We start from the raw sequence: 13,464 nt of genomic DNA on the forward strand, positions 1-13,464 counted from the left end.
CAGCCCCGAAACAGCCATCAGAACAATTCAATCAATGACTTGAAAACAGGACAGACCACTTTCCCCGGACAGTACTGGCTCCTGCAAAGAAAGTAACCAAAGAAAGCAGGCCCCGAAGTCCGCGCCCGTTCGACGGCTATGCCGACGAACGGGTCCCCGGCTGGAGCGCCGTGCTCGGGGTCGCTTCGACGCGACATCCTGTCGCGACGAAGCTCTGGCGGCCATCGTGGCCGCCAGCCCCACTGCGCGCGCCGCTCCAGCCGGCGCTGCCAGGGGTTGAACGTCAACAGCTACTCCTGGCTCGCTGCGCCTCGCCGCCGCTGGTTTGGTGTTGTCCTCTCTCCCGCGTGCGGGAGAGAGTCCCTGAGAAGCAGGGGAGAGAGGGGCTTTTGTTGTGGATCGAAGCCAAGCAAAAGCCCCTCACCCGGTCCTGACGGACCCCCCTCTCCCGCACGCGGGAGAGGGGGACTGCAGGAAGCAGTTGCTTCTGCTTTTGCTGTTCGCTTTTCAATCCCTTGTGACGCACCGAGCAGCGCAGCGCGCGCAGGGGTCGGCGGACAAGGATGTCCGCCGAGTTTCGTCGCGACAGGATGTCGCGTCGAAACTCCTGCCCCGAGCACGTGAGCAGCGCAGGGGACTTTCGCGCAGCGAAAGTGCGTCACCAGGGTGTGCTTTCTCTTGCTTACTTCTCTTTGCACAAGCAAAGAGAAGTAAGGCCCGACCGGCGAGGTCAAAACTCTAAGGGCTGGGCCGGCTCACCAGAAAAAGCATAACCGTCGGTTCATACTCCCGAAAGCAGAATCGCACCACACCGCCCTGGTCCAATCATTGCTGGAGTCCCGGCATGTCCTACGCCCACACCATCGGCGTCCGCAGCTACCGCTTCGATAGCCTGCGCGAACTCATGGCCAAGGCAACGCCGCTGCGCTCGGGCGACTTGCTCGCGGGCATCGCGGCCGCGACCGCCGAGGAGCGCATGGCGGCCAGGCTCGCGCTCGCGGAGGTTCCGCTCAAGCGCTTCGTCGAAGAACCGCTGATCGCCTACGAGACCGACGATGTCACGCGCCTGATCGTCGACACGCACGACGCCAAAGCTTTCGCAGCGATCGCGAGTCTGAGCGTCGGTGAGTTCCGCGACTGGCTGCTGTCCGATGCGACCGACGAGGCCACGCTGCAGGCGCTTTCGCCAGGCCTCACGCCCGAGATGGTCGCAGCGGTGTCCAAGCTCATGCGCAACCAGGATCTGGTGCTCGCGGCGCGCAAGTGCCGTGTCGTCACGCGCTTTCGCAATACGCTCGGATTGCCGCAGCGGCTCGCAGTGCGTCTGCAGCCGAATCATCCGACCGACGATCCGCAGGGCATCGCGGCGTCGATCCTCGATGGCCTGCTGTACGGTTGCGGCGATGCGGTGATCGGCATCAATCCGGTGTCCGACGAACCCGCCAGGCTCGCGGCGCTCTGGCGCCTGCTCGACGAACTCATCGCGCGCTTCGAGATTCCGACGCAGTCCTGCGTGCTCACACACGTGACGCGGCAGATCGAGGCGATCGAAGCCGGTGCGCCGATCGATCTGGTGTTCCAGTCGATCGCCGGCACGCAGGCGGCGAACAAGAGCTTCGGTATCACGCTGGCGATGCTGCATGAGGCCCACGAGGCGGCGCGCTCGCTCGGGCGCGGGACCCTCGGCGAAAACCTCATGTACTTCGAAACCGGGCAGGGCAGCGCGCTGTCGGCCGATGCGCATCACGGTGTCGACCAGCAGACTTGCGAGGCGCGCGCCTACGCGGTCGCGCGGCAGTACCAGCCGCTGCTCGTGAACACCGTGGTGGGCTTCATCGGCCCCGAATATCTCTACGACGGCAAGCAGATCATTCGCGCCGCGCTCGAGGATCATTTCTGCGGCAAGCTGCTCGGCCTGCCGATGGGTGTCGACGTCTGCTACACCAATCACGCCGAAGCCGATCAGGACGACATGGACAATCTGTTGCTGCTGCTCGGTGCGGCCGGCGTGAACTACGTGATGGGCGTTCCGGGCGCGGACGACATCATGCTTAATTACCAGAGCACGAGTTTTCACGACGCCTTGTACGTGCGCGAGGCCCTGGGCCTCAAGCACGCGCCCGAGTTCGAAGCCTGGCTCGCGAAGATGCAGATCGTCGACGAGCAGGGAAGGCTGCGCGATGCGCGCCAGACTCCGGCACTGACCGCGTTGAGCGCGTTCGCATCGGCGGCCGCATGAGCGACACACCCGACCTCGTTAGCGGCCGCGGCCAGCCGGCGCCCGATCCCTGGAGCGAGCTGCGTCGCCATACCGCCGCGCGCATCGCGATCGGACGCAGCGGCAGCAGCCTGCCGACGCGCGAAGTGCTCGCTTTCGGCCTCGCCCATGCGCAGGCGCGCGATGCGGTGCATCTGCCGCTCGAGGTGCCGGCCTTGCGCGGCGAACTCGAGAATGCGGGCTGGCGTGTGATCGAGGTTCGCAGCCGGGCCGATGATCGCGCGGCTTATCTCGCGCGTCCCGATTGGGGGCGTCGCCTGCACGCGCAATCGCTCGCAGAGCTCGCCGAAGTGGAGCGCGAAGCCGACATCGTCTTCGTGATCGGCGATGGTCTGTCTTCGATCGCGGTGCAGCGCCATGCGCCTGCGCTGCTCGCGCAGTTGAAACCGCTGCTCGCAGGGCTTTCGATCGCGCCGGTCGTCATCGCGACGCAGGCGCGCGTGGCGCTCGCCGACGAAGTCGGCGAACACATCGAAGCGAAACTTGCGGTCAGCCTGATCGGCGAACGCCCCGGGCTGTCTTCACCCGACAGCCTCGGGGCCTACCTCACCTACGCGCCGAAAGTCGGCACCACCGACGAGGCGCGCAACTGCATCTCCAACATCCGGCCCGAAGGCTTTTCGATCGCAGCCGCCGCGCAACTCATCGCGGCGCACATCCGCGCGAGCCTGCGCGCGCGGCTATCGGGCGTCGCGCTGCGCTTCGATCCGTCGCGCGCACTCGGCGAGGGCGATCGGGAGCCGGTTCAGAAGGTGTAGCTCAGGCTCGCCGCGACGCTCGCGGGCTGGCCGTAGTACAGGTTGCCATACTCGTCGATCACGTAGTACTTCTTGTCGAACAGGTTGTCGGCGTTGAGCTGCGCGGTGATTCTTGGCGTGATGTCGTAGCGGGCCATGAGGTTCGCGAGCGCGACGCCCTTCTGCGATACCGGCTCCAGCTCGAAGCTCGGGTTGTACACGGAAACCTCGTTCTTCGAGCGCCAGTTCACGCCGCCACCGATCGTGAGCTTGTTCCAGTCGCCCGGCAGCGTGTACGTGGTGAACGTGCGCAGCGTCGTGCGCGGAACGTAGCGGCGGATGCCGTTGCCGTCGCCGTCCTCGAGCTTGAAGTAGGACCAGCCGGCGCTGAGGTTCCAGCGCGGCGCGAGTTCGCCGTTGACTTCGAGTTCGAAGCCGCGCGAGCGCGTGCCGTCGACCGACGCGTAGATCGGCAGGTTCAGGTTGCCGTCGATGTATTCGCCGGTCGGATTCGCAACGTTGTCCTGGCGCGTATCAAACAGCGTCAACGCGGTGTTGAGCTTGCCGGCAAAGTGCGAGCCCTTGATGCCGACTTCGGTGCTGTAGCCGTCGAGCGGCTCGATGATGCGCTTGTCGGCCAGGAAATAATTCTGCGGATTGAAGATCTTCGTGTAGCTCGCGAAAGCCGACCACTGCGGCAAAAAGTCGTAGATCAGGCCCGCGTACGGCGTGAGCTTGTCGTGATCCTGCACGAAGGGCTCGGGGCCACTGTAGATGTAGAAGTAGTCGCTCTTCCACTGGCTCAGTCGCGCACCCGCGATGAGCTTGAGCGGATCGGCCAGCGACAGCCGCAGCGCGGTGTACGCGGCGCTCTGGCGGCCACGCACGCGCATCGCATAGTCGGCATCGGGCGAATACGTGGGCTCCGGATACGAGCCGTCCCAGTCGAAGAAATTGCCGGTGCTGCCGAGTTCGCTCGTCACCTGATGTTCGTAGGCGTCCTGATGCCTCCAGGCGCCCATGGCGCCGACGACGAGCTCGTGCTGGCGTCCGAACAGCTTGAACGGCCCGCTCGCATAGACATCGATCGCGTTCTGCCGGCCGTGATCGTCGCTGCGATACGCGTAGGCTTCCAGGCCTTCGCCGGTCTCGCGATCGGGGAAGCCGGACAGGTAGAGCAGGTTCGAATCGCCATCGATCTCGCGGCGCGAAACGCTCGAGCGCAGCGACCAGCCGTTGGCGAATTCGTGATTGAGTTCGGCGAAGGCCGTCTGCGTCTTGTTGTTCCAGAACGACCAGTCGGCCGTGGTGGTGACCGAGCGCGACCAATCGGTGCGCGTGCCGTCGCTGAAGAACAGCGGGAACGAACCCCAGGTGTTGCCTTGCGGCAAGGTCTTCTGGAAGTCGTAGCCGAGGCTCAGGCGCGTCGCGGGCGTGAGGTCCGCATCGACGACGCCGTAGAACACCTGCTTTTCGTTCTCGTAGAGGTCCTGATACGACTCGCGATTCTGGTAGACCGCGACGACGCGGGCGCGCACGCTGCCGTCCTGGTTCAGCGGCGTGCTGATGTCGCCGACGCTGCGGAAGTTGTCCCAGGAGCCGTAGCTCAGCAACAGCGAGCCTTCGGGCTGCTGCGCATCCGCGTGCTTGCGCACGAGGTTGATCGCGGCCGATGGATTGCCGGCGCCGGACAGCAGGCCCGTGGCGCCGCGCACGATCTCGATGCGCTCGTAGAGCGCGGTGTCGAGCGTCGGGTCGGCGGAACCGGCGTTGAGCCCCACCGGCATCGGCACGCCGTCGTTGAGGATGTTGTCGATCACGAAACCACGCGCGGTGAACACCACGCGCTCGGTGTCGTAGGCGTACGAATACACGCCCGGCGTGTTGTCGAGCACGTCGCGCAGCGATTGCAGGTTCTGGTCCTGGATGCGCTGCTCGGTGAACACGCTGACCGACTGCGGGGTGTCGCGCAGGCTCAGCGGCAGGCGCGTCGACGAAGCCGTCACTTCGACGGTATAGGGAGACGGATTGTCGGCCGACTCGGAGACCGTGACTGCGTCGAGCGTGACCGTGCTCGCCTCGGGCTCCTGTGCGAGCGAAGCGAGAGGCCAGCACAGCGGAATCAGAAGAGCGGCGCTCGAAGACGATGCGCGTAGACGCTTGCGACGCGAAGCAGCGGACATGCGAAATCCTTGTACGGTGGCGGGGTCGAGTGCCTGCCGGACAAGAGATGATGTCGGTGGGTGCGCGCATTTTAGCCGCTCGGCGGAAGTTCCCGCCACTTGGCCACTATCCGGGTCGTATCGGAAAGTCTCCGCATTGTTTCAGGGCCTGCTCAGCGCCAGGGTCGACACTGCAGTCTCCAATGCAAGACAGGAGAACGTCATGCCTAGAGGAGACAAGTCCGCCTATTCGGCCGAGCAGAAGCACAAGGCCGAACGGATCGAGAAGAGCTACGAAGAGCGCGGCACGCCGAAGCAGGAAGCCGCGGCGCGAGCCTGGGCCACGGTGAACAAGCAGAGCGGTGGCGGCGAGAAGAGCGGCTCGGGTCGCAAGGTCACCAAGACCGCGAAGAAGGCGGCGCGCAAGGATTCGGCTCGCAGGGCCGCGGCGACGCGCAAGGGCCGTTCGCCGAACAAGGGCTCGGCCGCCAAGCGATCGAGCACGACGCGTAGGCGTGCGACGACCAAGACGGCAGCTCAACGCAGCCGTGCGAAGTCGAAATAGTCGAATGGCGCAGAAACGAAATCGCCGGCGTATGAGCGCCGGCGATTTTTGTTGTGCAGCTTCCAATGAGTGAAAAGTGACGAGGCTCAGCGCCGCCTGCCCTTGAGCTTGCGGAGCACCGCGATCATCGAATCGATCTCATCGAAGCTGTTGTAGAACGCTACGCTCGGACGCACCGTGGTTTCCTGGCCGAAGCGGCGCAGGATCGGCTGCGCGCAGTGGTGGCCCGTGCGCACGGCGATGCCTTCTTCGCTGAGCGCCTGACCGACTTCGTGTGTGCTGTAGCCGTCGAGCACGAAGCTCATCACGCTGGTCTTGTCGGCCGCGGTGCCGATCAGGCAGAGGCCCGGAATCGTGCAGAGCTGCTGCTGCCCGTATTCGAGCAGCTCGTGTTCGTAGCGTGCGATGTTCTCGATGCCGATGCGATCGACGTAATCGAGCGCCGCGCCGAGTCCCACCGCATCCGCGATGTTGCCGGTGCCGGCTTCGAAACGCGTCGGAGCGCCGTGGTAGACCGTCTTGTCGAAGGTCACGTCGGCGATCATGTTGCCGCCCCCCTGATACGGCGGCATGTGCTCGAGAATGTCGCGCTTGCCATAGACCGCGCCGATGCCGGTCGGGCCGAAGATTTTGTGGCCCGAGAACACGAAGAAATCCGCATCGAGCTGCTGCACGTCGACGCGCAGGTGCGAGACCGACTGCGCGCCGTCGATGACGACCTTAGCACCGTAGCGATGCGCGATGTCGATGATCTGCTTGACCGGAACAACGGTGCCGAGTGCGTTCGAAACCTGCGTCACCGACACGATCTTGGTGCGATCCGACAGCAGCTTCTGGAACTCGTCGAGCCGCACCTGGCCGCTGTCGTCGACCGGAATCACGCGCAGCTTCGCGCCTTTTTCGGCGCACAGCATCTGCCAGGGCACGATGTTGGCGTGATGCTCCAGATGCGAGATCACGATCTCGTCGCCTTCGCGCAGGTTCTGCTTGCCGTAGGTCTGCGCGATCAGGTTGATGCCTTCGGTCGTTCCGCGCACGAAGACGATTTCTTCGGGCTGCGAGGCGCCGATGAACTTGGCGATCTTCTTGCGCGCGCCTTCGTAGGCATCGGTCGCACGCGCCGCAAGCTCGTGCGCGGCGCGGTGGATGTTCGAATTCTCGTTCTCGTAGAAGTACGAGAGGCGTTCGATCACCGCGCGAGGCTTCTGAGTCGTCGCCGCGTTGTCGAACCAGACAAGCTGATTCTTGCCGCCGTTGACGCGCGTTTGCAGGATCGGGAAATCGCGACGGATCGCGTTCACGTCGAACGCGCCGCGGCCTTGCGGAACCGCCGGCGGCTGGCTCGCGCGTGGCGTGCTCAGATCGGTGAAGTAATAGCTCGGCGCGGACGGCGAGGCGCTTGCGGCCGATCCGTTGCCACTTCCGGGGTTGGAGATCGCCGCGCCCGGCAAGCCCGGAGCCGAAGGCGGGGCAGGGGCCTGCGCAGGCTGCTGCGGCACGCCTGGCAGTGCGAACGCCGAGAGCTGCGACAGATCGAGCGCCGGCGCCGCGATGGAGCTCGTATCGCTGATGAAATAGTACGGGCTGCCCGGCGGATTCTTCGTCGCGGCTGGCGCGGTTTCGGCGACAGCGGCGGGCGCTTCGGGTACGCCGGCGAGCGCACCGCCGCCACGCGGCAGCATCGGCAGCACCGTGCTCTGCACGCCGGGCAGGTCGGCCGAAACCGCCTGCGTCGGCGCGATGCGCGGCGTCAGCAAGACCGGTGGCGCCGCGAACTCGGCGGCAGCCTGTGGCGTGGCCTTGAGCGGCGGGGTCGCCGGTAACGAAGTCGCGTACGGCACCGGCGGCAGATGCGACAGCGGCGACACGCCACCACCCTGCAGGCTGCCGGGCGGCGCGAGCTGCACCGGCCGCGTCGGCGCGGTGGGAGCCTGCTGCGCTGCGCCCGGCGGCGTCTGGAACAGCTCGGACGCCAGCAGGCTCAGCGTCGCGTCGTCCGGCAAGCTGGCGCGACCGTCGAAGTCCTGGTCGGCAGCCATTACTTATACGTGTCGGGATAGTCGTGGTACTTGCCGATCTCGACGTCTTCGAGCACGGCAAGCGCGTCGGGCGTGAGCACCGCGAGCGAGCAGTACAGCGAGACCAGGTACGAGGCGACGGCGTGGTCGTCGATGCCCATGAAGCGCACCGACAGGCCCGGCGTCTGCTCGCCGGCGAGGCCCGGCTGGAACAGTCCGACGACGCCCTGACGCTTTTCGCCGACACGCAGCAGGATGATCTTGGACTTGCCGTCGTCGATCGGCAGCTTGTTAGACGGAATCAGCGGCACGCCGCGCCAGGTGATGAACTGCGAGCCGAACAGGCTCACGGTCGGCGGTGGAACGCCGCGGCGCGTGCACTCGCGGCCGAACGCGGAGATCGCGAGCGGGTGCGCGAGGAAGAACGCCGGCTCCTTCCAGACCTTGGTCAGCAGCTCGTCCATGTCGTCCGGCGTCGGCGCGCCGGTCAGCGGATAGACGCGCTGTTCTTCGGCGACCTGCGCAAGCAGGCCATATTCCGGATTGTTGATGAGCTCGCTTTCCTGGCGCTCCTTGATCGTTTCGATGATCAGGCGCAGCTGCTCCTTGATCTGATCGTAGGGGCTCGAATACAGGTCGGCGACTCGCGTCGCGATGTTGAGCTTGGTCGCGACCTGCTTGAGCACGTATTCCGGCGGATGCGGGTCGTAGTCGACGAAGGAATTCGGCAGCTCGCCCTGCTCGGTCACCGAGCAGGCGGTGCGGATGTCGGCCGGATTGCGCACCTGGTTGACGCGATAGACGCCCGCTTCGACCGGTGTCCACTGCAGCAGGTGGGTGAGCCAGCGCGGCGTGATGATCGGCAGTTGCGCCGGCGTCTTGGTGGTATTGGCAAGCTTGCGAGCGCCGGCATCGCCGAGCGTCTGCGGGACTGAATCGACCATCGTGACTCCAATCGACTGTTGAATGGATTAGTCGCTGCGGGAATAACGACAGAATGCGCAGTGCTAAGCCGATGGTCTACGGACTATCGCCCGCAAGCGGTAAGCCTGAGTTCTGCGAGGAGTCGGGCGCGCTGCGCAGTTGTTCGCAACGGCTGATCAGTTCCGAAGCTGAGAGGTGCAATGCGGTGGCGAGCTTTTCGAGCGTGAGCAGCGTGGGGCTCACGCGACCACGTTCGATCTCGCCGACATAACTGCGATCGAGCCCCGCGGTTTCCGCGAGCCTCTCCTGCGACCAGCCTCGCGCGATGCGGGCTTCGCGCACGATGGGCCCCAGCCGCTGATGCACGGGTTTCATGCGGAGTAACCGTCTTTCGGACCGCGATTGGCATGTTGCGACTGGGCCTGCGTGATCTGGCTGTTGGGCGGCACCGAACGCGTGAGCCAGACGTTGCCGCCGATGCTCGATCCCTTGCCGATGACGATGCGCCCGAGCACCGTCGCGCCGGCATAGATGACCACGTCGTCTTCGAAGATCGGATGCCGTGGCTGGCCTTTGGCGAGCGAGCCGTCTTCACCGACTTCGAAGCGCTTGGCGCCGAGCGTGACGGCCTGGTAGAGCCGCACGTGATTGCCGATTTCGGCGGTCTCGCCGATGACCACGCCGGTACCATGGTCGATGAAGCAGTAGCGGCCGATGCGCGCGCCCGGATGAATGTCGATGCCGGTTTCCGAATGCGCGAGCTCGGCGATGATGCGCGCGATCAGCGGCAGGCCGAGTTGATAAAGCCGATGCGCGAGGCGGTGATGGATCAGCGCATGCACGCCCGGATAGCAGAGCAGCACCTCGTCGACGCTGCGCGCCGCCGGATCGCCCTGGAAGGCGGCCTCGACGTCGGTGTCGAGCAGGGCGCGCAGCTCCGGCAGGCTGTGCGCGAAGGCACTGATGCGCGATTGCGCGAGCTTGCGCGCCTCGTCCACGGCGGCGTGGCTTGCGAGCTCCAGGCGGGCTTCTTCGACGAGCCCGGTCAGCGCGCGATCGAGCGCGTGGCCGACGTAGAAATCTTCGCCTCCGCGCTGCAGATCCGTGGGTCCGAGGCGCAGCGGGAACAACGCCCCGCGCAACAGCCCGAGCAGGTCGCGCACGCGATCGGGCGATGGGAACTCGCGATCTCCCTTGTCGCGCTCACGATGGCGGCGATGCCGCCACTCCTCGCGAGCGGCCTTGAGGTCCTGGACGACCGCGGCCAGGTCCCAGTGCGGAACGGGTTCTGATTCTGGGTTGGAATCGGGAAGGCTCACGTGGCGATCGATCCGTTGCTTTAGTCCTGCACCCACGGCAAGCCGTGAGTCACTATCCTGTTTCCACGGCAAGCCGTGGATCACTAGTCTTGTTTCCACGGCAAGCCGTGAGTCACTAATCCTGTTTCCACGGCAAGCCGTGGAAACGCCATCCGTTGTCGTGGCCGCGCTGCTGTTGCGCGTCGAGATCGCCCTCGAAGCCTTCGAGCACGTTGGCGATGAGGCTGAAACCGGCCTTGATCGCGGCTTCGACCGCCTGCGCCGATCGCTTGCCGCTGCGGCAGATCAGCAGCGTGGGCCTGTCCTTGCTGCCGAGCTTGGCTTCGAGTTCGCGCGCAAAGCGCGGGTTGCGCGTGAGCGCGGTGCCGGTCGCCCAAGGAACATGCACGCTGTCCGGAACGTGGCCGACGAACTTGCGCTCCTCGGTGGTACGCACGTCGACGAGCGTGACCTGGCCCGTACGAACGAGCGCCCAGGCGCTCACAGGGTCGAGCCCACCGCCGTGCGGCAGTTCGGGTGCCTCGAACCGGTCTTCATCACGGCCCGACACGGAAGGCTCCGGATCGGAAATTCCTGCCAACGGTACGCTGGCTGCGTGAAACGACATGACGTGCTCCTGGCGTTGGCGCCTCGAAGAAAGGCTCGGTGAGCCCTGAGAGCAGTCAATCTAGGCGGTGGTCACCCAATGCAAAAGGAATATCTTCAAATACCGTAATCGCGTTCGGTTATAAAACCTCTGCGCCAAGCGTGGCCTCAGCTTTTACGGTCGCTGTGTCCCAGATCGCGCTCCGGCGCGATGCGGTCGCGGATACGCTGCTTGAGCTCGGGCAGCTCCATGAACCCGCCGTCGCGCTTGCGATCGTGGATGGTCTCGCCGTCGACCGTGACGCGGAACACGCCGCCGCTGCCGGGCTTGAGGGCGACTTCACCGAGCTCGTCGGCGAAGGTGGTCAGCAGCTCCTGCGCGGTCCAGCCGGCGCGCAGCAGCCAGCGGCATTGCATGCAGAACTCGATCTCCACGCGCGGCTTGGCGGTTTCCATGAAGGTCCGCGCTAGCGGCGGCTCACGTAGATGCCGCTGGACTTGCCATCTGCGGTGGCGCGTTCTTCGATGGTGAAACTATCGATGGCTTTGACGAGATCGCTGAGCCGCCTTTTGCCGTAGGTGCGCGAATCGAAATCGGGCTTCTGGCGGCTGATCCACTGGCCCATGTGTCCCAGATGGGCCTTGCCGGATTCCTCGTCCACGCAGGCTTCGAGTGCATCTTCCAGCAGGGCGACGAGCTCGCGATCGATGGCGTGCTTGGTCTCGGCGGCCGGCGCGGCGGGCGTCGTGGCGGACTGCGGTGTCGGGTGTGCGGCAGGGGGAGCGGACTTCGCGGCGCGTTTGCGGCTCGCCGGTTTTGGCGCCGCTGCTGCCGCTGCCGGCTCGGCGGCTATTGCCGGCGCCTTTTGAGCCTTGGCCGACGGCTCCAGGTTTTCGATGTAGATGAACTTGTCGCAGGCGGCGATCAGCGAGCGAGGTGTCTTCTGCTCGCCGAAGCCGTACACCTGCAGGCCCGATTCGCGCAGGCGAACCGCAAGCTTGGTGAAATCGCTGTCGGACGACACCAGGCAAAACCCGTCGAAGCGCTGCGTGTAGAGCAGATCCATCGCATCGATGATCAGGGCGCTGTCGGTCGAGTTCTTGCCGGTGGTGTAGCCGAACTGCTGAACCGGCTGGATCGCGTGTTCGGCCAGCTTCTTCTTCCAGCTGCCGAGCTGAGCTTGCGTCCAGTCGCCGTAGATGCGCTTGACCGTGGCCAGGCCGAACTTGGCGATCTCTTTGAGCATCGGCTCGATGGCGTCAGCGCGTGCGTTGTCCGCATCGATCAGCACTGCGAGTCTGGCCTGCATGTCGATGCGCTCCCGTGGCTGCACTGGCTATCCGAACTGCTTGCCGATGCGCTTGATCTTGGCGCCGAGCGCCTGGAACTTGCCCTCGATGTCCTCGTAGCCGCGATCCATGTGATAGATGCGGTCGATGACGGTCTCGCCGTCGGCCGCGAGCGCGGCGAGCACCAGCGAAGCCGAGGCGCGCAGGTCGGTGGCCATGATCGGCGCGGCCTGCAGGCGCTCGCGTCCGGTGATGACCGCCAGATTGCCCTCGATGCGGATGTCCGCGCCGAGGCGCAGCAGCTCCTGCGCGTGCATGAAGCGGTTTTCGAAGATGGTTTCGCGGATCGTGCCGACGCCTTCGGCGACGCAGTTGAGCGCCATCATCTGCGCCTGCATGTCGGTCGGGAAGCCCGGATGCGGCATGGTGTGGATGTTGACCGCGTCGGGACGCTTGCCCTGCATGTCGATGTCGATGAAATCGGTGCCGGTCTGCACCTTGGCGCCGGCCTGCTGCAGTTTCACGAGCACCGCGTCGAGCATCGACGGATCGGTCCGCGTCACGCGGACGCGCCCGCGCGTGACCGCGGCGGCGACCAGGTAGGTGCCGGTCTCGATGCGGTCGGGCAGCACGCGATGCGTGGCCGCGTGCAGCTTGTCGACGCCCTGGATGCGGATCGTGGTGGTGCCGTCGCCGCTGATCTTCGCGCCCATCGCACGCAGGCAGTTGGCGGTATCGACCACTTCGGGTTCGCGCGCCGCGTTTTCGAGGATGGTTTCACCCTCGGCGAGCGTCGCCGCCATCATGAGGTTCTCGGTGCCGGTGACGGTCACCGTGTCGAAGACGATGTGCGCGCCGCGGAGCTTCTTGCACTTGGCGTGGATGAAGCCGCCTTCGAGCGTGATCTCGGCGCCCATCGCTTCGAGGCCCATCAGGTGCAGATCGACCGGACGCGCGCCGATCGCGCAGCCGCCCGGCAGTGACACGTGCGCTTCGCCGCGCTTGGCGACGAGCGGGCCGAGCACGAGGATCGAGGCGCGCATCGTGCGCACGAGTTCGTAGGGAGCCACGCAGGTGGTGATCGGACTGGCGTCGATCACGTAGGTGTGCGAATCGGTCTGCTCCATCGTCACGCCCATCTGCGTGAGCAGCTTGCGCGTGGTGCCGATGTCCCAGAGCTTGGGCACGTTGGTGACCGTCAGCGGCTCGTCCGACAGCAGGCCGGCGCAGAGGATCGGCAGCGCCGCGTTCTTGGCGCCCGACGCGACGATCTCGCCGCGCAGCGGGCCGTTGCCTTCGATGATGAATTTGTCCACTTAGTGCTCGTGAGGCCCGAGGCCTGAAGGGTTGGGCGTGATGAAGATCATCAGGCAGCGCGCGTCCTGAGCTGGAGGGCGTGAATCTCGCGGCCCATCCTGTCACCGAGCGTCGCGTAGACCATGCGGTGCTGCGCGAGCGGCAGCTTGCCGGCGAAGCCCTCGAAAACCACTTCGGCCTCGAAGTGCTGGCCGTCGTCGCCGATGACGCGTACCTGTGCGCCCGGCAGTCCCGCTTCAATCAGGTTGCGAATCTCGTCTTTCGTCATG

General features: G+C 65.5%; 13 protein-coding genes. 3 read left to right on the forward strand and 10 right to left on the reverse strand.

Annotated features, from left to right (window positions below; all coding sequences use genetic code 11):
- Positions 1-844 precede the first annotated feature (844 nt).
- On the forward strand, positions 845-2,239 hold the full coding sequence (locus AC3WUM_RS17365; protein ID WP_492411724.1) for an ethanolamine ammonia-lyase subunit EutB: 1,395 nt from the start codon (positions 845-847) through the stop codon (positions 2,237-2,239).
- Positions 2,236-3,036 (forward strand): ethanolamine ammonia-lyase subunit EutC, encoded by an 801-nt coding sequence (gene eutC, locus AC3WUM_RS17370; protein ID WP_492411725.1) that lies wholly within the window; start codon positions 2,236-2,238, stop codon positions 3,034-3,036. The genes AC3WUM_RS17365 and eutC overlap by 4 nt, the downstream gene beginning before the upstream one ends.
- Here eutC and AC3WUM_RS17375 read toward each other — a convergent pair.
- A complete protein-coding gene (locus AC3WUM_RS17375; RefSeq protein WP_492411726.1) occupies positions 3,024-5,198 on the reverse strand; it encodes a TonB-dependent siderophore receptor in 2,175 nt (724 codons plus the stop codon). The two genes, eutC and AC3WUM_RS17375, sit on opposite strands and share 13 nt — an antisense overlap.
- A gap of 202 nt (positions 5,199-5,400) precedes the next feature.
- Here AC3WUM_RS17375 and AC3WUM_RS17380 point away from each other — a divergent pair, with 202 nt between their 5' ends.
- Positions 5,401-5,742: a termination factor Rho gene (locus tag AC3WUM_RS17380; protein WP_492411727.1), complete on the forward strand. Its 342-nt coding sequence runs from the start codon at positions 5,401-5,403 to the stop codon at positions 5,740-5,742.
- Between the two features lie 86 nt (positions 5,743-5,828).
- Here the strand turns inward: AC3WUM_RS17380 and AC3WUM_RS17385 are convergent, their stop codons facing one another.
- The 9 genes from AC3WUM_RS17385 to AC3WUM_RS17425 all read right to left on the reverse strand — a co-directional run bounded on the left by AC3WUM_RS17385 (position 5,829) and on the right by AC3WUM_RS17425 (position 13,463).
- On the reverse strand, positions 5,829-7,781 hold the full coding sequence (locus tag AC3WUM_RS17385) for a family 2A encapsulin nanocompartment cargo protein cysteine desulfurase (RefSeq protein ID WP_492411729.1): 1,953 nt from the start codon (positions 7,779-7,781) through the stop codon (positions 5,829-5,831).
- Positions 7,781-8,704, reverse strand: coding sequence for a family 2A encapsulin nanocompartment shell protein (locus AC3WUM_RS17390; RefSeq protein WP_492411730.1), 924 nt, complete (start codon positions 8,702-8,704; stop codon positions 7,781-7,783). The genes AC3WUM_RS17385 and AC3WUM_RS17390 overlap by 1 nt, the downstream gene beginning before the upstream one ends.
- A 76-nt stretch (positions 8,705-8,780) precedes the next feature.
- Positions 8,781-9,059 (reverse strand): helix-turn-helix domain-containing protein, encoded by a 279-nt coding sequence (locus AC3WUM_RS17395; protein ID WP_492411731.1) that lies wholly within the window; start codon positions 9,057-9,059, stop codon positions 8,781-8,783.
- Positions 9,056-10,003, reverse strand: a complete 948-nt coding sequence (gene epsC, locus AC3WUM_RS17400; protein WP_492411732.1) for a serine O-acetyltransferase EpsC — start codon at positions 10,001-10,003, stop codon at positions 9,056-9,058. The genes AC3WUM_RS17395 and epsC overlap by 4 nt, the downstream gene beginning before the upstream one ends.
- 115 nt (positions 10,004-10,118) lie before the next feature.
- Positions 10,119-10,610: a rhodanese-like domain-containing protein gene (locus tag AC3WUM_RS17405; RefSeq protein WP_492411733.1), complete on the reverse strand. Its 492-nt coding sequence runs from the start codon at positions 10,608-10,610 to the stop codon at positions 10,119-10,121.
- A gap of 146 nt (positions 10,611-10,756) precedes the next feature.
- Positions 10,757-11,044 (reverse strand): Rdx family protein, encoded by a 288-nt coding sequence (locus AC3WUM_RS17410; protein WP_492411735.1) that lies wholly within the window; start codon positions 11,042-11,044, stop codon positions 10,757-10,759.
- Between the two features lie 11 nt (positions 11,045-11,055).
- Positions 11,056-11,898: an NYN domain-containing protein gene (locus tag AC3WUM_RS17415; RefSeq protein ID WP_492411736.1), complete on the reverse strand. Its 843-nt coding sequence runs from the start codon at positions 11,896-11,898 to the stop codon at positions 11,056-11,058.
- A gap of 27 nt (positions 11,899-11,925) precedes the next feature.
- Positions 11,926-13,194 carry a UDP-N-acetylglucosamine 1-carboxyvinyltransferase gene (gene murA / locus AC3WUM_RS17420; protein ID WP_492411737.1) on the reverse strand — a complete coding sequence of 423 codons (1,269 nt, stop codon included), beginning with the start codon at positions 13,192-13,194 and terminating at the stop codon, positions 11,926-11,928.
- A 50-nt stretch (positions 13,195-13,244) separates the two neighbouring features.
- Positions 13,245-13,463 carry a BolA family protein gene (locus AC3WUM_RS17425; protein WP_492411739.1) on the reverse strand — a complete coding sequence of 73 codons (219 nt, stop codon included), beginning with the start codon at positions 13,461-13,463 and terminating at the stop codon, positions 13,245-13,247.
- Between the last annotated feature and the right edge of the window lies 1 nt (position 13,464).

The organism is Hydrocarboniphaga sp. FW305-C-57 (assembly GCF_058783045.1).

What these genes read in the sequence shown, in the direction of transcription:
- AC3WUM_RS17425 (WP_492411739.1), bottom strand. Translation starts at nt 13,463, where the DNA reads ATGACGAAAGACGAGATTCGCAACCTGATTGAAGCGGGACTGCCGGGC.
- AC3WUM_RS17415 (WP_492411736.1), bottom strand. Translation starts at nt 11,898, where the DNA reads ATGCAGGCCAGACTCGCAGTGCTGATCGATGCGGACAACGCACGCGCT.
- AC3WUM_RS17410 (WP_492411735.1), bottom strand. Translation starts at nt 11,044, where the DNA reads ATGGAAACCGCCAAGCCGCGCGTGGAGATCGAGTTCTGCATGCAATGC.
- AC3WUM_RS17405 (WP_492411733.1), bottom strand. Translation starts at nt 10,610, where the DNA reads ATGTCGTTTCACGCAGCCAGCGTACCGTTGGCAGGAATTTCCGATCCG.
- AC3WUM_RS17375 (WP_492411726.1), bottom strand. Translation starts at nt 5,198, where the DNA reads ATGTCCGCTGCTTCGCGTCGCAAGCGTCTACGCGCATCGTCTTCGAGC.
- AC3WUM_RS17385 (WP_492411729.1), bottom strand. Translation starts at nt 7,781, where the DNA reads ATGGCTGCCGACCAGGACTTCGACGGTCGCGCCAGCTTGCCGGACGAC.
- AC3WUM_RS17395 (WP_492411731.1), bottom strand. Translation starts at nt 9,059, where the DNA reads ATGAAACCCGTGCATCAGCGGCTGGGGCCCATCGTGCGCGAAGCCCGC.
- AC3WUM_RS17365 (WP_492411724.1), top strand. Translation starts at nt 845, where the DNA reads ATGTCCTACGCCCACACCATCGGCGTCCGCAGCTACCGCTTCGATAGC.
- eutC (WP_492411725.1), top strand. Translation starts at nt 2,236, where the DNA reads ATGAGCGACACACCCGACCTCGTTAGCGGCCGCGGCCAGCCGGCGCCC.
- AC3WUM_RS17390 (WP_492411730.1), bottom strand. Translation starts at nt 8,704, where the DNA reads ATGGTCGATTCAGTCCCGCAGACGCTCGGCGATGCCGGCGCTCGCAAG.
- AC3WUM_RS17380 (WP_492411727.1), top strand. Translation starts at nt 5,401, where the DNA reads ATGCCTAGAGGAGACAAGTCCGCCTATTCGGCCGAGCAGAAGCACAAG.